At 67.0% G+C, this 22,147-nt stretch carries 11 protein-coding genes; 5 read left to right on the top strand and 6 right to left on the bottom strand.

Annotation, left to right across the window (positions count from 1 at the left end; genetic code table 11):
* The first annotated feature begins 19 nt into the window (after positions 1–19).
* The 3 genes from NX068_RS05545 to cydX are packed head-to-tail and all read left to right on the top strand — an operon-like array spanning position 20 to position 2,942.
* Positions 20–1,606 (top strand): cytochrome ubiquinol oxidase subunit I, encoded by a 1,587-nt coding sequence (locus tag NX068_RS05545; protein ID WP_263460291.1) that lies wholly within the window; start codon positions 20–22, stop codon positions 1,604–1,606.
* A gap of 17 nt (positions 1,607–1,623) precedes the next feature.
* Entirely contained in the window at positions 1,624–2,781 is a 1,158-nt protein-coding gene (gene cydB, locus NX068_RS05540) for a cytochrome d ubiquinol oxidase subunit II (RefSeq protein ID WP_263460290.1), read from the top strand.
* A gap of 20 nt (positions 2,782–2,801) precedes the next feature.
* Entirely contained in the window at positions 2,802–2,942 is a 141-nt protein-coding gene (gene cydX / locus NX068_RS05535; RefSeq protein ID WP_068636785.1) for a cytochrome bd-I oxidase subunit CydX, read from the top strand.
* 36 nt (positions 2,943–2,978) lie between these two features.
* On the opposite strand, the gene NX068_RS05530 is transcribed toward cydX, so the two are convergent.
* Genes NX068_RS05530 through NX068_RS05510 form a run of 5 tightly spaced genes read right to left on the bottom strand, consistent with a single transcriptional unit; the run spans position 2,979 to position 19,299 of the window.
* A complete protein-coding gene (locus NX068_RS05530) occupies positions 2,979–5,075 on the bottom strand; it encodes a site-2 protease family protein (RefSeq protein WP_263460289.1) in 2,097 nt (698 codons plus the stop codon).
* A gap of 1 nt (position 5,076) precedes the next feature.
* Positions 5,077–6,525, bottom strand: a complete 1,449-nt coding sequence (locus NX068_RS05525; protein WP_263460288.1) for an efflux RND transporter periplasmic adaptor subunit — start codon at positions 6,523–6,525, stop codon at positions 5,077–5,079.
* Entirely contained in the window at positions 6,522–7,364 is an 843-nt protein-coding gene (locus NX068_RS05520; protein ID WP_263460287.1) for an efflux RND transporter periplasmic adaptor subunit, read from the bottom strand. The genes NX068_RS05525 and NX068_RS05520 overlap by 4 nt, the downstream gene beginning before the upstream one ends.
* A gap of 5 nt (positions 7,365–7,369) precedes the next feature.
* On the bottom strand, positions 7,370–8,968 hold the full coding sequence (locus NX068_RS05515) for a TolC family protein (protein ID WP_263460286.1): 1,599 nt from the start codon (positions 8,966–8,968) through the stop codon (positions 7,370–7,372).
* A gap of 59 nt (positions 8,969–9,027) precedes the next feature.
* Positions 9,028–19,299 (bottom strand): cadherin-like domain-containing protein, encoded by a 10,272-nt coding sequence (locus NX068_RS05510; RefSeq protein ID WP_263460285.1) that lies wholly within the window; start codon positions 19,297–19,299, stop codon positions 9,028–9,030.
* A gap of 358 nt (positions 19,300–19,657) precedes the next feature.
* On the opposite strand from NX068_RS05510, the gene NX068_RS05505 reads away from it, so the two are divergent.
* A complete protein-coding gene (locus tag NX068_RS05505; RefSeq protein WP_263460284.1) occupies positions 19,658–20,842 on the top strand; it encodes a sugar transporter in 1,185 nt (394 codons plus the stop codon).
* Between the two features lie 179 nt (positions 20,843–21,021).
* Here NX068_RS05505 and NX068_RS05500 read toward each other — a convergent pair whose 3' ends face one another.
* The gene (locus tag NX068_RS05500; RefSeq protein WP_442806705.1) at positions 21,022–21,906 is read right to left on the bottom strand and encodes a LysR family transcriptional regulator; all 885 of its coding nucleotides are present in this window, start codon (positions 21,904–21,906) and stop codon (positions 21,022–21,024) included.
* On the opposite strand from NX068_RS05500, the gene NX068_RS05495 reads away from it, so the two are divergent.
* On the top strand, positions 21,812–22,123 hold the full coding sequence (locus NX068_RS05495; protein WP_263460282.1) for a hypothetical protein: 312 nt from the start codon (positions 21,812–21,814) through the stop codon (positions 22,121–22,123). The two genes, NX068_RS05500 and NX068_RS05495, sit on opposite strands and share 95 nt — an antisense overlap.
* The last annotated feature ends 24 nt before the right edge of the window (positions 22,124–22,147 follow it).

Genomic DNA, 22,147 nt, shown 5'->3' with positions numbered 1-22,147 from the left:
CGCAGCAAAGGGGGTTTTCATGGACCTCGACATCGTCGATCTGTCTCGGCTGCAGTTTGCCATCACGGCGCTGTACCACTTCCTGTTCGTGCCGCTGACGCTGGGCCTGGCCGTTCTCATCGCGATCATGGAAACCGTGTACGTGATGACCGGCCGGATCATCTGGCGCGACATGACCCAGTTCTGGGGCATCCTGTTCGGCATCAACTTCGCCATGGGTGTGGCGACCGGCGTGGTGATGGAGTTCCAGTTCGGCATGAACTGGAGCTACTACAGCCACTACGTCGGCGACATCTTCGGCGCGCCGCTGGCGATCGAAGGTCTGATGGCCTTCTTCCTCGAAGCGACCTTCGTCGGCCTGTTCTTCTTCGGCTGGGACCGCATGACCAAGGTGCAGCACCTGACCGCCACCTGGCTGGTGGCGTTGGGCTCGAACTTCTCGGCGCTGTGGATCCTGATCGCCAACGGCTGGATGCAGAACCCGGTCGGCGCGGCCTTCAATCCGCAGACCATGCGCATGGAAGTGACCGACTTCTTCGCCGTGCTGACCAATCCGGTGGCCCAGGCCAAGTTCGTGCACACGGTGTCGGCCGGCTACGTGACGGCATCGCTGTTCGTGCTGGGCGTGTCGGCCTGGTATCTGCTCAAGGGGCGCCACGTGCCGCTGGCCAAGCGCTCGATGACGGTGGCGGCCTCCTTCGGCCTCGCCGCCTCGCTGTCGGTGGTGGTGCTCGGCGACGAGAGCGGCTACCAGTCCTCGGAGCACCAGAAGATGAAGCTGGCCGCGATCGAGGCGATGTGGGAGACCGAGCCGCCGCCGGCTTCGTTCACCGCCTTCGGCTTCCCCGACCGCGAGGCGCGCGAAACCCATTACGCGGTACACATCCCCTGGGTCATGGGCCTGATCGGCACGCGCTCGCTGACGCAGGAGATTCCCGGCATCAACCAGCTCGTGGACGACGCCGAAGGCTACATCCGCGACGGCATCGATGCCTACGATGCGCTGCAGGCCATCCGGACCGCGAAGACGGATGCGGAGATCCCCGCCGAGGCCCGCCGGCGCTTCGAGGACAAGGGCGCACGGATGGGTTATGCCCTGCTGCTGATGCGCTACGTGGATGATCCGCGTCATGCCACCGACAAGCAGATCCGCCAGGCGGCGATGGATACCGTGCCACCGGTGGGCCCGCTGTTCTGGACCTTCCGCATCATGGTCGGCCTGGGAGTGTTCTTCATCCTGCTGACGGCCACCTTCTTCGTCCTGTCGACGCGCCACCGGCTCGATGCCCATCCGTGGCTGCTGAAAGTCGCCGTATGGTCGATCCCGCTGCCCTGGATCGCCGTGGAGTGCGGCTGGATCGTCGCCGAAGTGGGCCGCCAGCCCTGGGTCATCGAAGGCGTGCTGCCGACCGCGATGGCCGTCTCCAACCTGGGCGCCGGCACGCTGCTGCTGACGATCGCCGGCTTCGTCCTGATCTACACCGTGCTGTTCGTCATCGAGATGAAGCTGATGCTGAAGGCCATCCGCAAGGGGCCGCCGCATGTCAGCGAGCCGCATCTGAGCTTCTACCAGCCGATGATCGAAAAGCTGGCGCGCACGCGCTGAGCGAGGAGGGATTCGCCATGATCCTGCATGAACTCATTTCCTACGAGGCGCTGCGCGTCATCTGGTGGCTGCTGCTGGGCATCCTGCTGGTCGGCTTCGCGGTGATGGACGGCTTCGACCTGGGCGCCATGGGGCTGCTGCGGGCCACGGCCAGGACCGACGTCGAGCGCCGCGTCGTCATCAACACCGTCGGCCCGGTCTGGGAAGGCAACCAGGTGTGGCTGATCCTGGGCGGCGGCGCCATCTTCGCCGCCTGGCCGCAGCTGTATGCGGTGTCGTTCTCGGGCTTTTACCTGGCGATGTTCGCGATTCTCGCCGCGCTGATCCTGCGTCCGGTGGCCTTCAAGTTCCGCAGCAAGCGCGAGGAGCCGGGCTGGCGCAACGCCTGGGACTGGGTGCTGTGCCTGACCGGGCTGGCACCGGCGCTGCTGTTCGGCGTCGCCGTCGGCAACGTGCTGCTGGGCGTGCCCTTCCGCTTCGGCGACGACATGCGCATCTGGTACGAAGGCGGCTTCTTCGGCCTGCTGACGCCCTTCGCGCTGCTGTGCGGCCTGGTGTCGCTGTTCATGTTGCTGATGCACGGCGCCGCCTGGCTGGTGTTCAAGACCGAAGGCGAGGTGTCGGCCCGCGCCGCGCGCTGGGGCGGCATCGCCGCGGTGCTGACGAGCGTGCTGTTCGTGCTGGCCGGCGTCTGGATCACGCTCGGCGGCGTGCCGGGCTACGAAATCACCAGTGCCATCGACCCTGCCGGGCCGTCCAACCCGGCGGCCAAGACGGTCGCCGTGACGGCGGGCGCGTGGCTGGCCAACTTCGGCGCCCAGCCCGTGCTGTGGCTGCTGCCCGCGCTCGGCGTGCTGCTGCCGCTGCTCAGCCTGCTGGGCATGCGCGGCCGCAGGGAGTGGCTGGCGCTGCTGTCCAGCGGGGCGGCCATCGCCTGCATCATCCTCACGGTCGGCGCCGCGATGTTCCCGATCATCCTGCCCTCGTCGCTGGACCCGCGCGTGAGCCTGGCAGTGTGGGACTCGTCGTCCAGCCACATGACGCTGTTCATCATGCTGGTGTGCGTGCTGATCTTCATGCCCCTGATCCTGGCCTACACGTCCTGGGTGTATCGCATCCTGCGCGGCAAGGTCGATCCGGTCGCCATCGCCACCGGCGAAGGGCATTCGTACTGACCCCCAGCGGAGGGCAAACCATGTGGTACTTTTCCTGGCTCCTCGGCCTGCCGCTGGCAGCCGCCTTCGCCGTGCTCAACGCGATGTGGTTCGAGCTGATGGACGACGAGGCGACGCACCGCCGCATGCTGGACAAGGCCGATTCCGACGGCGAGGCCTGAGAGGCTTCTGCCTTCTTCCTCGCGACGAGGCGAGGCTCAGAAGCCGCTCTCCCTCACCAGCACCGCCGTCAGTTGCTGCAGGCCGTGCCACAGCAGGCTGCGCCGCTCGCCTTCCATCGACACCGTGCCGCGGGTTTCGCGCAGGCCGGGCAAGGGTTCGGCCAGGGCCAGGCGCACGCGGTACAAGGCATCCACCGGAACGCCTTCCTGCTGGATGGCAGTCTGAGTCGACACCGGACCGCCATGGCGGCCGTCGAGCATCGGGTGCGCCAGGCGCTGGCTGCGGGCGGAGTCGATGAACACCACCCGAGCCTCGACGGCGGCGATTTCACCGTGCGGATGGAAGCGCGCGGCGGTCCCCACGGCCAGGCGCCCGACGTCGCGCTGGCCGACGTAGGCATCGATCACCCAGGCGCCCGGGTCGACCAGCACCCCCAGCGGGCTGCGCGGATCGATCCAGCTGCCCGGCCCCAGATCGGGGGCCACGTCCAGCCACTGGCCATCGAATTCGGCCGCGACGCGCAGCCGCGCCCGCTCCTCGGCCAGGGCGGTCAATTCGGCCTGCTGTTCGCGCAACTGGCGGATGAAGGCCTGCCGACGCGCCATGCCGGCTGTGTCGGCCATGAGGCCGGACAGGCGTTGCTCCAGCGCCTGGATCGTGGCTTCGACACGGCGCTGCCGGTCTTCCAGTTCCGGTACCGCGAAGCGCGCCAGATCCTGCCCTGCCTTCACCACACCGGCGGGCTGCAGGGCCAGCACCTGTGCCGGCAGCGGCGCATGCACCGCCTGCTGGCGGGCGGGATGGGCCAGCGCCGGGGCGGTGACGTCGAAATACCAGGGGATGGCCAGCCAGGCCAGCAGCGCGGCAGCCAGGACAAGCAGCAGGCCGCGGCGGCGTTTGCCCACTTCGGGCCAGCGTTCGTGCCACACTTTGAGCTCCTTCCAGATGGGCATGGCGATGAACCAGGCAAGTTCCACGACCAGCAGGAAAATGCCCAGCACCTTGAAGAAGAAGGCATACACCGCCCAGGCGATGCCCAGGAACACGACCAGACGGTACAGCCAGGTCGCCAGCGCGAACGCCATCAGCACGGACCGGGTGCGTGCGGACATGGGCTCGGGCCAGGGATCGGGCAGGCCGAGCACATTCCGGCGCAGGCAGGCCTTGGCCATGGCGCCGGCGCGCTCGTGCAGGTTGGGAAAATCCAGCAGGTCCGACAGGATGAAATAGCCGTCGAAGCGCATGAAGGGGCTCAGGTTCAGCGCCAGCGACAGCACCCAGGCGGTGGTCGCCAGGTACAGCATCGCCTGGCGCGCTGCCCCATCGTCCAGCAGTGCCCAGGCCAGCGTCGCCAGGCCGGCGATGGCCAGCTCCACGCCGATGCCGGCAATCGAGATTGCCAGCCGCTGGCGGTGCGAGCGCAGCCGCCAGGATTCGCCGGTGTCGGTATACAGCATGGGCCACATCACCAGGAAGGCGACGCCCATGTGCGCCACCCGCAGGCCCTGGCGCGTCGCCACCAGTGCGTGCCCCAGCTCGTGCAGGGTCTTGGACACGATCAGGGCCAGCACGAAGCCGGCGATGCCCGACGGGCTGATCAGATCGAGCACGCCATGGGTGAAGCTGTCCCACTGCCGCATCACCAGCACCAGGCCCAGCAAGCTGGCGGCGATCAGCAGCAATAGCGCGGTGCGCGTGAACAGCGGCGCCACCCAGGGCAGCAGCGCCGACAGCCAGCGCTCGGGGCGCACCAGCGGCACGCGGATGAACAGGTAGTGGTGCAGCCACCATTTCCAGTGCCGCCAGCCCGGCGCGTTGGCCTGCTGCTTCAGCCGCTCCAGCCCCTGGGCGGAGGGACGCACCAGATGGTTCCGTTCCAGGAAGGCGGCGAACTCCTGCACCAGCGAGGCGTCGGCCTGCAGCGCGGTGCGTGCCGAGATGTCGGTGGCGATGCGCACCGGGTCGCCGGGCCAGCGCAGCAGGCATTCGTATTCGAACCAGCCGATGCGATAGAAGCGGTTCGACACCGGATCCTGGATCACCCAGGCCGGCGCGCCGTCACGCTCGGGCGCGGTCGGATACAGTTTCAGGTCTTCCCGCAGCGGCAGCGGGAGGGGCGGCGCAGCCTGCACGTCACCAGCCCGTCCATTCGCGCACGGCAGCCAGCGGCCGGCGGAACAGGTAGTAGGCCAGCGTCACCTGCTCGCCATACAGCTTGGCCGTGCCATGCAGACCGATGCGGGCCTGGCCGGCGTCGGCCTCGTCGAACACCGCGCGCAGGCGGTAGCTGGCGATGCCGTCGGGCGACGGACCGGCCTGGTAGCTGGTTTCGGTCAGCGTGCCCGACAAGGGCTCGAGCGGCTTCACGGTCAGGAACAGCTTGACCTGGGCGCCCGGCTCCAGCGCCATCGCATCCGCCACCGGCAGGTGGATGAGCATGCCGGGATCGCCGGGATCGGCCAGCAGCATGATGCGCTCGCCGGTGCTCACCGGACGGCCCAGCCAGTCGTCGGGATCGCCGAACACCGCGACGCCGTCTTCGTCGGCGACCACCTGCACGCGGCTCAATTCGGCGCGCACCGCTTCCAGTTCGGCGCGGCGCTCGTGGGCGCGGCCGGTCAGCAGCGCGATTTCGTTCTGGCTGCTGGCATCCTGGAACACGCGCTGCGAGGCGGCGACGAGCTCGGCATCGGCCACGGCCACCGATTCGCGTGCGACTTCGTAGCGGTTGCGCAGCGTGGTGTCGTCCAGCGAGAACAGCAGATCGCCCGCCTTCACCGCCTGGTTGGGCCGGACATGGATGGTCCTGACCACGCCATCGAGCGGCGCGGCGACCACGCGGGCCTTCAGCGAGATCACCTCGGCCGGAGCCAGCACGGTCTGGCTGATCGGGATGAAGAAGGTGGACACCGCAAGCGCCAGCAGGGCCAGCCGCAATGGCCTGGCCCAGGCCTTGCCGCGCGCACGCCAGCTCTTGTCCGGCGCGCCGCCCAGCATCTCCCAGCAGTAGCCCCAGGTTCCGGCAAGGCGCTCGACCGCCTGCAGCTGCCAGGGCGCAGGTTCGGCCTCGAGCAGGAACACCACCCATGCCAGGGTCCGGCCCGAACGGGCGCGCAAGGGCACGGCCAGCACGCCGCGCGTCCACCATTCGCGCCAGCCCTGGGCGACTTCTTCCGGTATTGCCGTATCGGCAGCGGGAACGAACCAGCCCGGCCGGGCCTGGATCTGCGGCAGCAGCCAGGTCCAGGCCCGGCGCAGCCAGACCAGGTAGGGGCTGTCCTCGGACGGTCTGGCCAGGCCCGATACCGCCATCAGCTTCATCCGTGCATCGTCGCCGCGCAGCACCAGCGCCTGGCGGAACTTCAGCAGCCCGTAGCTTTCGTTGGCAATCGAGAACGCCAGTTCGGGCAAGCCCTGCGCCATACGGACGCGTGCTTCCAGCCCGGCCAGCAGGCTTTCCAGCGGTGCCGGCGCAGCGGGCCCGGCCGGCGCCGGCTGCGGCGCCGATGCCACCACCCGCATCGTCGGCGCTGCTGCATCGGGCCGGGGCTTGCCGGCCATGGCCTGCCTGGCTTCGTTCATGGTGCGATCCGTGCGATCCCGCTCATGCCGGGCAGCAGTTCGGGCGGCGCATCCTTCAGCCTTGCTTCCAGTTCGATGGTCTGGGCGATCGCATCGACGCGGGCGTTGATGGCCGTGACTTCTGCAGCATAGGTCTGCCCGGTTTCCATGATGTCCACTTCGACCGGCGAGCCTGCCCGGAGCGTGCGCAGCATGCGTGAAGGCACGTTCAGCCGCAGCTTGAGCGGACCTTCGCTGACCAGCTCCAGCAGCGGCGCACCGACGTTGACGCTCTGGTGCGGCTTGGCATGCAGGCGGACCACGCGGCCGGCGAAAGGAGCCTTGATCTCGCACTGCGCCAGTTGCGCGCGAGCAACGTCGATCGACGCCGCCGCACGCTGTGCTTCGGCGCGGGCAAGCGCGACTTCGGTATCGCCGGCGGCGTCGAGCTTGAGCAGGTCGCTCTTGACCTTCAGCGTCTCGCGCGCGGCCGACGATTCCGCCTGCGCCATCTTCAGCCGGGCCTGGGTCTCCGAGCAGTCGAAGCGCACCAGGGTCTGCCCGGCCCTGACCCGCTGTCCCAGGCCGGCGTCGAGCAGGGAGATGCGGCCGACGATCTGCGCCGCCAGCAGCGTTTCGAGCTCGGGGCTGAGCAGCACCCGGATGGCGTTGGGGTCTTCGACAGCGGTTGAATTGCGGGCCGCTGCCGCGTCCGCTGCGGTGCCGACGGCCACGGCAGGCAGCGCCGGCGCGGCCGGCAGTTCGGTCTGCACCACGCTCTGGGCGAGCGCCACACCGGGCAGCGCGAACATCGCCCACGCCAGCAGCAGACCGGATATCGAGTGGGATGGGTGGCGCATCGTCGTCACTCGGCCGCAGCCTGCAGGCTCACCGCGGCCCCGGCAACTGCCGGCGTTTCGGCGCCGTCGCTCGAAGCGGCCTGCCGGCGGGGCGCCTCGAACACTTCCTGCTGCCAGTGCTGCGTGGTGTCGGCGATGGCCTGTGCCAGCGTCTTGACGTCGTGGCTGGCGATGGTCTCGGGCAGCACATCCAGGCCGACCGAGTTGTACACCCGGCCCCAGGCCGCCTGGGCGTTGGAGTAGGAGGCATAGCGCTGGTACTCGGCGAGCAGCGCGCGCGCCTCGGCGCGGATGACTTCGAGTTCGGACTGGAAGCGGCTGACCTTAGAGGCCTGGGCGAAGTGCAGCAGTTGCTGATCGACACGCAGGCTTTCCTGCGCGAAATCCAGCTCGGACAGCGCCAGGTCGTAGCGCTGGATGCCGACGCGCACCTGAGTGAGCACCGCCATCGACAAGGCCATGCGGCGCATGTCGTCGGTCAGGTTCTGGTGCTCGTGGGCGCGTTCGAGCGCCGGCCACTGTGCCAGGCGCATGATGTTCCACGACAGGCGCACGCCGAAATCCGACCAGTGGCTGTTGTAGTTGTACTTGTTGGAGTCGTAATGCACGCCGGTGTCGATGCTCAGGTTCGGGAACACCATCATCTTGGCGGCCTTGATGTCGTTCTCGGTGACGCGCTTGCGATACCACTCTTCCATGATCTCGGGGCGGCGCTCCAGCGCCATGATCTCCAGCGCTTCGATGTTGTCCGGCACCTTGGGCAGGGGCTGCTCGGCCTCGTCGGCGAGGCTGTATCCGGTGCCGGGCTGGATCGACATCAACGCATCGAGCTCGGCACGCGACAGCTCCAGATCCTGGCGGCGCAGCGTCAGCAGGTTGACGGCATCGAGCAGCGCGCGCTGGTAGGCCAGCACTTCCACGCGCGGCATCAGGCCCTTCTGCTCGACTTCCCGCGCCCGCGCCAGCGCCTGCTCGACCCGCTCCAGCAGGCCATCGACCTGCGTGATCAGCTTCTGTGCGCCCAAGGCGCGCCAGTAGCTGTTGCGCACGTCCTGCAGCACATTCTGGATCACCTTGCGGCGGCGCTCATCGGCCATCAGCACTTGGTCGGCCTTCTGCTGCGCGCGGTAGTAGGAAACGCCGAAGTCCAGCACGTTCCAGGACAGCGACAGGTCCGCAAGATGGCGCTCACGCTCCTGCGAGGTGGAAGGCCGCAGCGATTCGGTGCGGTCCTCGATACCGATGGAAGTGCCGCCCGAATCGTTGCTGCGATAGGCGTAACCGGCGCTGGCCACCAGTTGCGGCAGCATCTCGTGAGTGGAAACGTCGTGCAGGCTGCGCGCCAGCGAGTGTTCCAGCAGCTTGAGACGGTAGTCCAGGTTGTACTTGAGCGCACGCGCCGCTGCTTCGTGGAAGCCGATCGGGCCGGTGATCGGCTCCTGCTCGGCATACATCTGCAGGCGATCCTGCGCAACGCGCTCCGTGACCTCGTCGGCGGAGAACGGTTGGGGCTGGATGGTGCCGCAGGCCGCCAGGGCGAGGCTGAGGCAGGACAGGGCCAGCAGACGAACGGGGAGGCGCCGGGAGGTTTTGTTGTTGGACATGATCTCTCTCGATATGGACGAAATGTGCGTGGTGAATTCGGCTTGTGTCGAGGCAGCGCTCAGACCGGCTCGTGGAGCATGGGCAAGGCGCCGGGCAAGGTGTCGCGGCCGCTGCGCAGTTGCTCGGAGAACGAGGGCGCGGCCGCCATCGCCGCAGCATCCTGCGGCGCCGCGGCGGACTCGGCCTTCGATTCGCCGTGCGCTTCCGTCGCCTGCTCGCCCACGGGCGCGGCGCCATCCTGCGGCGCGGACTCGCTGTCCGCCGCATCGTTCTGCTCGATCGCCGGCCGCTTGCCCTTGAGCAAAGGCCAGCCCAGCACGTCCGCACCGAACAGTTCGGGCGCGGAAAGATGGCGGCCGTCGCCGGTCAGGTTCAGGTGGGAACGATGACCGTCCACACGCGCCGCCAGGCGCTCGCTCAGCGAACTGCTGCTGCGAACGGCGCTCTGCACGTACAGCGTGTGCTCCATGGCCAGGCGCTGGCTGCTCAGCCGCTGCTCGTGGCGGGCGCCTTCCACCAGGCTGGCATCGCCTTCGCCTCGCGCGTCATGGGCTTCGCGCATCTGCTGCGAACGCGCCACCTCGCGGTTGACATAGACGATGGGATGGAACGGCAGGTCCATGCGCGGCAGCCGGTCGAAGACAGCGCCGTAGAAGTATGGACTGGGGTCATCGCCTACCGCACTGTTGCGAATGGGATTGCGGATGTCCGGTGCGCGCGGGGTTCCGGTGTCGATGAAGGGGTCAGACGGCGAAGCCGCCGGATTGTCCGGCATGACCTCGATCGTCACCGTGGTGGTTTCCGTCACGCCGCCGCTCGTCACCGTGTAGGTGAAGGTGTCGGTACCGGACAGACCCGGCCTGGGCGTATAGATGATGCGGCCGTCCGGCCCGATCACCACGGTGCCGAACTCGCCCTGGGTGACGTCGGTGACCGTGGCATCCGGGTTGCTGAACCTGTCGTTTTCCAGCGGATCCAGCGTCACCGGCGTGCTGGACTCGGTCCTGCGTGCATCCGGCTCGGCGTCGTCCACCGGCGTGACCGTGATGGTCAGCGTCGCCGTATCGGTGCCGCCGCGGCCGTCGTCCACGGTATAGGTGATCGGCGGCACGCTGCCGTGCCAATCCGCCACCGGTGTGAAGGTATAGCTGCCGTCCTTGTCGAACACCAGCGTACCCTTGCCTGGGATGTCCACCGTGACCGGGGAGCCGTCCGCGGGCACCTCGATGGAGCTGCCTTCGACGACGATCCGCGTCACCGTCAGCGAGTTGCCGTCTGCGTCGCCATCGGGCTGCTCGCCGCCGGCACCGCCGGTGATGACGTTGCCGGATACCGGCGTGTCCTCTGGCGCGGTACGCACGTCGTCCGCTGCCACCGGCGGCGTGTTGCCACGGATGGTGACGGTCAGCGTCGTGGTGGACGTGTCACCGTCGGCGTCCGTGACGGTGTAGGTGAAAGTGTCGGTCAGCGTCTGGTCGCCGAGAAGGGCGGCCACGGCCGGATGGTTCGCATCCAGTTCGTAGGCGTAGCTGCCGTCGGCGTTCAGCGTCAGCGTACCGTAGCTGCCGGGCACTTCCGTCCCGACACCGCCGGCAACGTCACCGCCGGCCGTGCCTGCCACCACGCCCGTTACCGGGCCGCTGGCATCGGCACCGTCGGCGCCGATGCGGTCGTTGTCATGGACGTTGCCGGAGATCGTGTTGCGAACACCGTTGACATCGGGCCGGTTGCGGGTCAGTTCGGCAGTGTCGGCCTCGGCCGCCGGCATGTCATCGATGATGTCGACGACCACGGTGACGGTGGAGGAGTCACCATCCGCGTCGGTGATCCTGAGCTCGAACTCGTCGGTGGTGGTATCGCCGTTGGTGGGCGCCTTGAGTTCGTATTCGTAGCCGACCCTGCCGGCGGCGGGGTCGAACTCGGTGATGGTGACTTCGCCGAACGGCGTGGCGATCTTCTGGCCGACGCCAGTGACCGGTATGCCGCCGAGAATCACGGTGTTGTTGCCGTCACCCGGTGTGAAGCCGATCGTGCCGGTGGTGGTGTGGCCCGTGCCAGGCACGCTGCCTTCAGGCAAGCCGGACTCCCTGACGCTGCCGTCGGGCTTGACGACCAGACGCGTCGGGCCGCTCGGGTCGGCCGGATCGATGGGCTGGGTGGTAGGCGGCTGGCCGCTGCCATCGGTGACGACCGGCCCCGTGTCGTCGATGATGATGGTGATCGTGGCCGTGTCGGTGTCGCCATCGCCGTCGGTCAGCGTGTAGGTGAACACGTCGGTGGCGGTCAGCGGCTCGCCGTCGTTGCGGGAGTAGGTGAACGCACCTGTGCTCTTGTTCAGGACCATGGTGCCATGTTCGCCCGCGATGGTCAGCGTGGCGCCGTCGTCGATGGCCGTGTTGGCGCCGACATTGTTGCTGCTCACCGTGGTGATGGTCGCGTCATCCGCGCCCTTGACGTCCTTGCCGACTGCGCTGGCGTTGCCGGTGATGGAATTGCTGGTGACGGAGTCGGTACCGTTATCGACGATGGCGACGTCATCCTCGGCAACCGGCACGTCGTCGACGATCTGGATTACGAGCGAGCCGACGCTCGGGGTAGCGTAGACGCGGTCCTTGATCTCCAGTGCGATCGTGTCGGTCGTTTCGGCATCGGTCGCGGGCGGCGTGCTGTTGTCGACGGGAGCGGTCAGCGTATAGCTGTAGTGGATCGTGCCTTCGCGAGGGGCCGAGATCGGCTCGCCGAACGCCGGCGTGAAGCCGGTGACGGTCAGCCTGCCCAGCGGGGTGTAGATGAGGATGGGCGTGTCGGCCGCGTTGGCCAGTTCGCTCATCGGGATGTCTCTGCCGCCGATCTTCACCGAGGCGACGCCGCCTTCCGCCGTCACGGCGATGGAACCGGTCGTCGTTTCGCTGGTGTCGCTGCTCGAGCCCAGGCCACGCTCGTGGACGGTGTTGTGGCCGTCGGCAGCGCCGTTGCCATCCTCAGACACGATGCCGGGCGGCGTGGTGACGTCCTGGCCGGTGATGGTGACGGTCAGCGTCGCGGTATCCGTCTTGTCACCGTCCGACAGCGTGTAGCCGAAAGTCTCGGTCAGCGTCGCGCCGTCCGCCATGCCATAGACGTCCGGATTGTCGCGGTCGAGCGTATAGGTATAGCTGCCGTCCGGGTACAGCACCAGGGCGCCGTATCTGCCTTGCACGGTGACCGGATCGCTGCCGGCGATGTCCTGCCCCGGCACGGGGTTGCCGTGATCGACGGTGGTCACTTCGATGCGGCTGATCTTCAGAGCGTCGATCCGCGTATCCGGGTCGCCATCGGACGGCTGGGCCGGCAATGCCGCGCCGCTGCCATCGGCATGCGTGCCCTGAATGACGTTGCCCGTCACCGTGGTCTGGATGTTCGTCAGGCTGTTGGTGTCCGGCGTTGCCGCTGGCGGGTCGTTGGCGGCATCGATGGTGATGGTGCCGGTGACGGTTTTTTCCAGCGCCGTGCCGCTGCCGGCGTTACCGCTGCCCTGGGCGTTCTTGCCGTCGCTCAGCGTGATGCTGTAGTCGCGGGTGCCGTTGTCGCCGAAGTTGGTGGGATTGTCGCTGGTGTTCAGGTATTCGATGGCGGCCAGGATGGCAGCCACCTGACCCCTGGTGGCATCGTCGCTCAGCGTGATGACCAGGTCGTCGCCATTGCTGCCGCCCGTCACACTGGCGATGCCATCCAGGGTGGCGTCGATCTGCAGCACGTCGCCCGAGCCGGAGAACGTGCCCGAGGTCAGCTTGACGGTGATGGTGCCCGCGCCGAAGACGTCGTCGTCCAGATCGGGCGTGGTCGGCAGGTCGATGTCCGACACCATGCCGTTGCCCAGCAGCGTAGTGGCCGGCACCGAAGTGCTGCCGCCGGTGGTGCCGTCTTCGGTGATGGTCGGATTGCGGGGCGCGTGCGTGAATTCCGGCGCATCATTGGCGGGCGTCACGATGATACCCACCGTGCCGCTGTCCGCCGACCAGGGGTGCGTGCCGCCGATGGTGCCGCTGATGTCCCGCTCGCCCGCCGTACCGGTCCAGGTGCCGTCCGCGCCGCGCACGGTCAGCCCGCCGGGCGTGCCGTTGAAGTCGGCGGCGGGCACGAAGCGGACCTGATGCTCGGCATTGCCGGTGGACAGCACGATGGCCTTGCCGTTGGCGGCGTCGATCGGCACGGCAATCCAGTTGGCGCCGCCGTCCAGGGTGTACTGCCAGTTGCCTTCCGAGTCCGGGTCGGCAGCGTTGCCGGTGATGGCGATGGCGGTCAGATCCGATGCCGCGTCGTCGCCGCCGGCGATGGCGGTCTGGTCGTCGGTGGCGTCGCTGTAGCTCAGTTGGCTGGCGATGTCCGACGCACTCATCGGCGTGCTGCCGGTGCTGTCTTCTGCCGTGCTGCCCAACATGGCATTGCCCGTCAGCGACGGCGCGTCGTTGACATTGGCGACCGTGGTGGTCAGCGCGATGGTGCCGGCGCTGTACAGACTGGTGCTGCCGGTGCCGCCATTGGCGGTCAGGTCGATGATGGCGCCGGTGGAGGGGTTTTGCGCGGCGGCAGTCGACGAGGTCGTGTCGGCGGTACCCGTGGCATCGTCGTAGGTTTCGACCAGGCGCACATTCAGCCCGCCCGGCGTGCCGTGGAAATCGTCCGCAGGATTGAAGCGGATTTGCGCAGTCTTTTCCAGGATCAGCGCCTTGCCATCGGCAAGGTCGGTGGAAATCGCGCTCCAGGTGGTGCCGTCGGCGGAGTATTCCCACACCCCCTGGCCGGCGGTGGCGGCATTGCCCACCACGGCCACGCCGTGGAAGTCGTCGCTGTCGGAACCCCTGGTCAGGCCATCGGCGGCGCCACTGTTGTCCACATCGTCGCGGTCGTCCCGGAAGCGGCTGCCGAACAGTTCACCGACGGTCTTGGCGGTATCGCCGCCGTCGGTGCCTTCGCTGACGGCAAGAATGCTTGCGTTGCCCGTACCCGTGACCACGGGTGCGTCGTTGCCCGGATTGACGGTGACGGTGATGGTGCGGGTGGTGACCAGGTGGTTGTCGTTGGCGGAATCGCCATCGCTGCCGTCAGGATCGGCATAGGAATAGTCGCCGTTGGTGCCGCGAGGGTCGTCGCTGTCGCCAGCCAGCGCGCCAGGGCGCAGGCCGGTATTGCCCTTGTCGTTGTAGACCACGGTGACGTCGAACTGGCCGTTCCAGTCCTGCCTGGCTGCCGTATCGGCGCCGGGCAGGGTGATGGTCAGGCTGCGCAGGATGGCGTTGATCTCGGCCTGGGTCGCACCCGTGATCGTGATGGTGTTCGAGTTGAGGCCGCTCACCTTGTCTGCATGAGCGCCGACGGCCGTGATCGTGCCCTTGGTCACGGTGACGGTGGTTTCCATGGCAGTAGACCCGTTGTGGTCCGAGTCGTCGAGCGCGAACTTGCCCCGGGTGGCGTCCAGCGCGACCGTGGCGCTGCCTTCGTTGACCGTGACGTCCTCGGCGGTGATCTTGCCGGGGTCGTTGACCGACGACACGAACAGGTCGCGGGTGGCAGCTACGACGTTGAAAACACCGTAACCGCTGACCGTAGTGCTGTAGACGTCGAAGCTGTCCGTAGCGGGCACAGCCGGCAAGCCGTTCTGCTGGTTCTGCGCGCCGCCGTTGGCGCCCGGCTGCAGGCCCGCCGCTCCCGCATCGGTATCGATCAAATCGCCGGTTGCCGCGTCGCGCAGCCGGTCGTCGGCGACGACTTCCAGCCGATAGAGGCTGTCCACGTTGGAATCGGCGGCATTGCTGAACTGGACTTGCAGGCCCGCCAGATAGGCATTGATCTGCGCCAGGGTGCCACGCAGCACCAGCACGTCGTCGTTGCCATCGAAGGTGCCGTCGATGGTGACGCCGCTGCCGGTGGCTGTGCTGCTCAGCTTGATGCCCATGCCGTCCGAGCCGTAATCGGCCTGCGACAGGATGGCCCAGTTGTTGCCGCCGGTGTTTCTCTGCAGACGGACGATGGCCTGGATCACGCCATCGGTCTCGCCAGCGGCATAACCATCATTGGCGTCCATGTCGCCGATCGAAATACCGCCGACGGAATGGGGCTGATCCGAAGCGATGCTGACCTGGCCGCTACCCGCGTTGACCGTGGGGGCGTCGTTGATCGCGACGATGGTCAGATCGATCGAGCCGGTGAGCGTAGGCTGGCCGTGAGATGTACCGATGGCCGAATCACCTTCGGTCAGCGAGAAGCTCACCGTCACGTCGCCATTGCTGGCATCGCCGGCACCGCCGCTGTTCAGATCATGATTGACGTTGGACGCCGAAGTGTAATACAGCCCGCCGGTGCTGGCTGCGTCGTTGAGCAGGGCCTGGATGTCGGAGGCGCGGCCGGTCAGCGTCAGCGTGTCGCCACCCTGTCCGGCGATGCCGACCGAATTGCGATCCGTGCCGGATGGCATCACGCTGCTTGCGCTGCCCATGCTGCCGATGTGCAGGCTGCCGCTGGGCACGGTGATCGTGACGGTGACGGGCGTATCGAACGCGGCGGATTCCGCATCGCTGACGACGAAGCTGCCACCGGGGATGCGCGAGCGCACGTCTTCATTGACGTCGACGGGGCCGGTCGGCACCGTCAGCACTGGTTGATCGTTGTCCTTGGACGACCACAGCTCTATGGTCCTGGCGGTGATGTTGCCGCTGTTCGGCGGGACGGCGGTGGCAGTCTGCGACCAGTCGTAGTCATTGCCATCGATGGCGCCGGGCGTACCGCCCGGCGTCGTGGGCTGGTTGAGCGCACCGCCGTTGGCGCTGTTCGCCACCAATGTGCCATCCACGTTGCGCGTGCGGTCGTCGGCGATGACTTCCAGGGTGTACTTGGCGTCCATGTCCGCGGTAAAGCTGACGCTCAACTCCGCCAGGGCGGCGTTGACCTGCGCGCGAGTGCCTTGCAGCACCAGCAGGCCGCCAGAGGCGTCGGCCTTCCATTTGCCGCCGGTGTCGCCGGGCGTGCCATGACCGAACGTGAAACCGCTCGCCACCACGTTCCCATCGCTGTCCTTCAGCCGCACCGTGACCTGGATGAAGTCTTCTTCGTTCGCGTTGACACCATCCGTCAGGTCGCGGTCGGCGACGCTGACACCGGAAATGCGGTTGATGCCGTCAGTCCCCGTTCTTTGCGGCGTGCCGGGCACGGTGACGGTGGGCGGGTCGTTGGCCGGATTGACGTGGATCCAGAACTCGTTGCCGGTCTGCTCCTTGTCGCCGTCCGACAGCGTGAACTTGAAGTGGTCGTCGTAAACCGGCCCGTCCGGCGTTTCGCTGCCGCGATGCACATACGTCACCCGGCCGTGATCGATGTCATCCTGCGTAAAGGACGACCCCACCCCGAGCTTCTTGCCGCCCAGCATGATGTCGCCGTACTTGGTCGCTTCGGTGATCTTGTACTGGACCTGCTTGCTGCTGCTGTCGCTGTCGATGGCCTGCAGATCGGTACGCGTGATCGCCTCTTCCGATCCTTCGGTGACGGTGATCGGGTTGTTGGCGCTGGGCGTGCCGATGACGCTGGGCGAGCCGTCGCCCTCCACCGGATCGGGGTCGTTCGGCGTGCGCGCGATCTGCGGCGCGTCGTTGACGTTGGTGACCTGGATCCTGACCGTGCCTTCGGTAGACGTGGTGCCCCAGCGGTCGATGGCCTGCACCTTGAATTCGGTGGTGTGAACTTCCGAGCCGTCGTGGACGAAGCGCAGGCGGGTCGTCGCTTCGTCGTTGGTCAGCCAGCCGGCCTCCAGTTCGATGCTGCCCTTGTTGGCTTCGGTGATGTCGACCCAGCTCGTGCCGTCGTAATATTGCAGCTTGCCGCCGGCCGGCAATTCGGTGAGCTTGAACTTCAGCGGATTTGCGGCGTCGTGGTCGACGGCGTAATTGTTCTCGCCATTGCGTGTCTGGGCATCGTCCAGATCCTCCATGCCGTCCATGGTGGTGTTGCTGGCGGCATCGTCCGGGTCGCCGATCGTCAGCCAATCCGTGGTGATGCCGACGGTACCGCCTTCCCTGATGACCAGGCCGCTGGAACCGCTGGCGGTCGGGGCATCGTTGGTGGGCTTGATGTAGAAGGTGAAGGTGGGCGTCCAGAGATCCTGTACCCAGGTATTGGTGCCACTGTCGAACCTCATCACGCCCGCCGACACGGTGAATCTGGCGGTGGACACGAATTTCTCGCTGTCACCGTCGTGCTGGAAGCGGATGTTGCCGGCGTCGAGATCCTTCTGTGTGAAAGTGTCGTAGCGGTTCAGCGTGACCCAGGCCGAGCCGTTCCATTTCTGCAGTTCACCGGCCTGGTCAGAGCTGCTGGCATCGTCGATGAAGCCGTCGAAGGTGTAGACCACTTCTTCGGGCAGCACACCGGTGGCTTGGTAGGACAGATAGGGATCGGTGGCAGGATCGGCACTCGTGCCTGTCAGGACGACCGCTCCGTCTTCATCGAGCGTGCCCTTGCCGCTACCCCCGACAGGATTCGTGCCTGCGTGAGTGCTGTCGCTATGCTGGGGCGTGCGATCCAGATCGCCCCAGACCGTACCGTCATCTCCCGGCATCTGGTCGGTCAGTCGGATGGTAAAGCGGTGATCCGTCAGCACCGAGCTCCGGTCAGCGGGATCGTCGTAGATACCGCCGATGCGGTCGTAGGTCGAACCATCGGCATTCCAGCGCAGGGCGTTGGTGCTGTCCACGACCTTGAAGAAGAACTGGTCGGTGTCGCCCGGATCGGCGTCGTGGGTCTGGACGTAGCGGATGTTGCCGGCGGTGATGTCTTCCATCGAGAACGATTCGCCGGGAGGAATATTGAACCAGGTGCCGCCAACTCGAATTTGAAGATGGCCGTGGTCGATGTCGCTGCCGTTGTAATCGACGATGAAGCGCAGGTTCCTGTCGTTGGTATCGACGTCGCGCGCACCGATCATGCCGGGCGTCAGGACGATGGAATAGTGGCCGGCGCCATCCGCCGAGCCAGGAACGGCCGCTTCCAGGGCGGAATCGGGGTAGTCGTTGGAGCCCAGCACCGGATCGTCATCCACTGGCCGGATCGTCAGCGTGACGGTGCCGTTCGCCGTGGCAGGAGAGCCCGTGTCGCCACCCTGGTCGGTGATGGACACGCCGAAGCTGTCGCTGGCCACGCCCTCGCGGCCATCGTGAGCGTACGTCAGCCCGTTGCGCGCCGAATACAGGAAAGTGAAGCCGGCGTCGATGTCGGCCTGGGTGATCCGGTGATTGGTATAGGACTGCGTCGAGCCGCCCCGGGTAGCAGTGCCGGTGTAATACAAGGTGCCGCCATTGGCCGTGGGCGGCAGGGAAGTCAGCCTCACCACCGAGGTGTCCAGCACGTCCGTCGGGTCGCCGCCGGTGCTGCCGTCGATGTACTGGCCGACGTTGCCGGTGCCGGCGGCATTGCTGGGCTGACCTTCGTAGACGACGCCGGCACCGCCGATGGTGGGCGTCTGGTTGACCGGCGTGATGTTCAGCGTGATGCGCGCCGTGTCGGATTCGCCGATTGGCGTCGCGCCGTCATTGATGCGCACGGTGAATCCGTCCGCCATGTTCTGCTCCGACGCGCCGCCGGCCGTGTGGACGTATGCGAGCTTGCCGTCGATGACGTCCTGCTGCGTGAACACCGAGCCCACGCCCAGGCGTTGTCCGCCCAGGGTGAGATAGCCGTGTTGGGGCAGATCGCTTGCGGCGATGATGCTGTAGACGATCTGGCTGGGATCCTGGGTGCCCGCTGCGACTTCCGGATCGACGGGCGCCAGTTCGTCCTTCGTGATGACGCGATTGGTGTTGCCTTCCGCGACGTCGATGCTCGTATCGGCCAGCGTGACCGGGTCGTTGCTGGGGGTGATGGTGATGTCGCGGTGGGCTTGCACGCCATCCACATCCACGGTCACGCGCACGGTCCTGGCCGTGTTGCCCAATTCGACGTCGGCGGCGGTGAAGCTCAGGCCGTTCAGCCAATCCTGGGCGTCGGCCACGCTGCCGGTGAAGCCGTTCGCGCTGAGCGTGCCCGCACTGGGGTCATCCAGCGTCACGTTGATGGTGACGCTGCCCGAGCCACTCAGCGTCCAGCCATCGACGGCAACGACATGGGCGCCGGCATCATTGTTGGCGCTGGGCTCCGCCACGCTGAGCGGCTCGTCGAACGCCTCCACCCCCGCCACTGCACCCGCACCATCGAACAGCAGCCGGGCCTCCAGCGCCAGCCGGCTGCTGCGCGGAGCAAGGTGCGAAACTGTGGGCGCCCCGGATGTGGCGGAAGTCGGCGGGGAGGAGCGGCGGAATACGGTCATGGATCGTTACCCAATGGAGTATGTGAAGGCCGTGGCCAGACAGCGCCGGTGTCGTTGCCTCTTGACGGCAGGCAGGGCACAAATTTGAGGCCGGCGTCCTGTATATCCACGCGAGCATAAGGGTTTCGAATGACCTGGAACAAGAACTACATCACGCTGGCTTATACGCGCAATCTATTCGGCATATAAAAGCGGCGATGGCGAAGCGGTCTTCGCCGACACCCGCCGGATCGTGTCAGAATCCGCGGCCGTGGCCTCCGCCACCCGTCACATCCAGTCTTGCCCCCGCATCATGCCTCCTGCACCCGCTTCCCCACGTCCGCCCGCCCCGACGGACGCCGCTGCCGTTTCTTCTCCGTTGCCAGTCCTGACCGACCGCCAGCGCTGGCTCAGCGTGATCGCGCTGGCGCTGGGCGCGTTCGTGTTCAACACCAGCGAATTCGTGCCGGTGGGGCTGCTCAGCGGCATCGGCGGCAGCTTCGGCATGCCGGTCGAGCACGTCGGCCTGATGCTGACCATCTATGCCTGGCTGGTGACGCTGGTGTCGCTGCCGGGCATGCTGCTGACCCGCAACATCGACCGCCGCCGCCTGCTGATCGTCGTGTTCGTGCTGTTCGTCGTCAGCCACGTCCTGTCGGGCTTCGCCTGGAGCTTCGAGGTTCTGATGGCGAGCCGCGTGGGCGTTGCACTGGCACATGCGGTGTTCTGGTCGATCACCGCGTCGCTGGCGGTGCGCATCGCCCCGGCAGGCAAGGCGACGCAGGCCTTGAGCCTGCTCGCCGCCGGCACCACGCTGGCGATGGTGCTGGGCATTCCGCTCGGGCGCGTGATCGGCGGGCTGCTGGGCTGGCGCGCCACTTTCCTCGCCATCGGCGGCGTGGCGCTGGTGGTGATGCTCATCCTGGCCCGGCTGCTGCCGCCGCTGCCCAGCCTCAACGCCGGTTCGCTGTCCAGCCTGCCGCTGCTGTTCCGCCGTCCGGCACTGGTGGCGCAGTACGTGCTGATCGTGGTGGTGATTTCCGCGCAGTTCACCGCCTACAGCTACATCGAACCCTTCGTGCAGCAGTTCGGCGGCTTCGACGCCCACGTCACCACGCTGGTGCTGCTGCTCTACGGCGGCATGGGGCTGGTCGGCAGCCTGCTGTTCTCGCGCTACAGCCGGCGCTGGCCGCGTGCCTTCCTGCTGGTCAGCACCGGCGTGCTGGCCTGCTGCCTGCTGCTGCTGACCACCGCCGTCGGCGACAGCCAGCTGCTGTATGTGCTGGTTTCGGTCTGGGGTGCGGCGATGGTGGCGATGGCACTGTCGATACAGGCCAAGGTACTGCAACTGGCCAAGGATGCCACCGACGTCGCGATGGCGATGTTCTCGGGTCTGTTCAACGTCGGCATCGGTGCGGGCGCACTGATCGGCAGCCAGGTGAGTTCGCATGCCGGGCTGCAGCACATCGGCCTCGTCGGCGGCCTGCTGGCGCTGCTGGGCGCGGCATGGTGGCTGTGGGCGATGAAGCTGGGAGCCGGGCCGCAGCGCGGGCACAGGCCGTGAAGGCGGAGCCGCGCGGGCGTCGCGGCTTCAGTCGTCCCTGCACGGCCCCCTTCCCAGGGCATTCGTGTGACTGCCCTGCCTCCTGCCCGGGAATGAGCTGAACCAGTTCCGTTAGGGCACAACCCATTCAGGGTTCAGAAACAGCCCCGCCAGTCGAAGAACCTCCCTCATCGAACCGGTCAGCCGGCGCCCTGGCCGTCCCGCGCCCAGGGCGCGCTTGCAAAATGCTCGGCAAGATAGTCGATCAGGGCCTGAACGCGGGCCGGCCGCCTCCGCCCGGGCGGCGTCACGATATGCAGGGCGACGGGCTCGACCTGCCAGTCGTCCATGACCGTTTCCAGCCTTCCCGCCTGGATGTCCTGCCAGGCCAGGAACTCCGGCTGCAGCGCCAAGCCCAACCCGGCCAACAGCGCGGGTGCCAAGGCTTCGGCATTGTTGACCCGCAGCGGCGTATTCATCGCCTGGGTGAATTCGCCATGGCGCTCGTGGCGGAAACGCCAGTTCGCGCCGCTGCGCGAGTACGCATACTGCAGGGCGCGGTGCTCGACCAGTTCACGCGGATGGCGCGGGCGGCCACGGCGCGCGAAATAGCCCGGCGCGCCGACGAGCAGGAGGCGCACGGTGCACAGGCGCCTGGCGAGCAGGCTGGAGTCGGCCAGGCTCGCGATGCGCAGCGCCAGGTCGAAGCGGTTCGCGACCAGGTCGACCATCTCGTCGCTGAACTCGATGTCCAGGCCCACCTCCGGATGCGCTTCCATGAAGCGCGGCAGTGCCGGAGCCAGGTGCGAAAGCCCGAACGACATCGGCGCCGCGATCCGCACGGGGCCGCGCAGGCTGGCCGACTGCTCGGCCAGTTCCGCCTCCACCGCCTCACCCTCCTCCAGGATGCGCGTCGCATGTTCCAGCGCGCCCAGCCCGCTCTCGGTCAGGGACATGCGGCGGGAAGTGCGATGGAACAGCATGGTCTTCATGCGTGCTTCCAAGCGCGAAATCGCCTTCGATACGGTGGCTTGCGACAAGGCGAACTCGGCTGCGGCGCGGGCGAAGGAGCCCGTCTCGGCCACCTTGGCAAAGATGGCCCACGCCTCCAAGTCTGGCAGTTTTTTCATGTTTTATGGAATCGATCAGAGTGCATCGATTCTATTCGTCACATTGACGGCGTACAAGAAAACCCACCCGGCTCAAGCATCCGTCATCCAGGATGGCGCTGCGTTCCTTGCTCCCGATCCCCCAACGATGGAAAGAATGGAATTCCATTTTTTCTATTTTTATCACACCTGATGGCACCTAAACTGCATCCATCGC

Origin of the sequence: Thauera carbonicopians, from assembly GCF_025699485.1 — a bacterium.
In the GTDB taxonomy this organism is placed as follows: Bacteria; Pseudomonadota; Gammaproteobacteria; order Burkholderiales; family Rhodocyclaceae; genus Thauera.
This window is presented reverse-complemented; position numbering and strand designations above follow the sequence as displayed.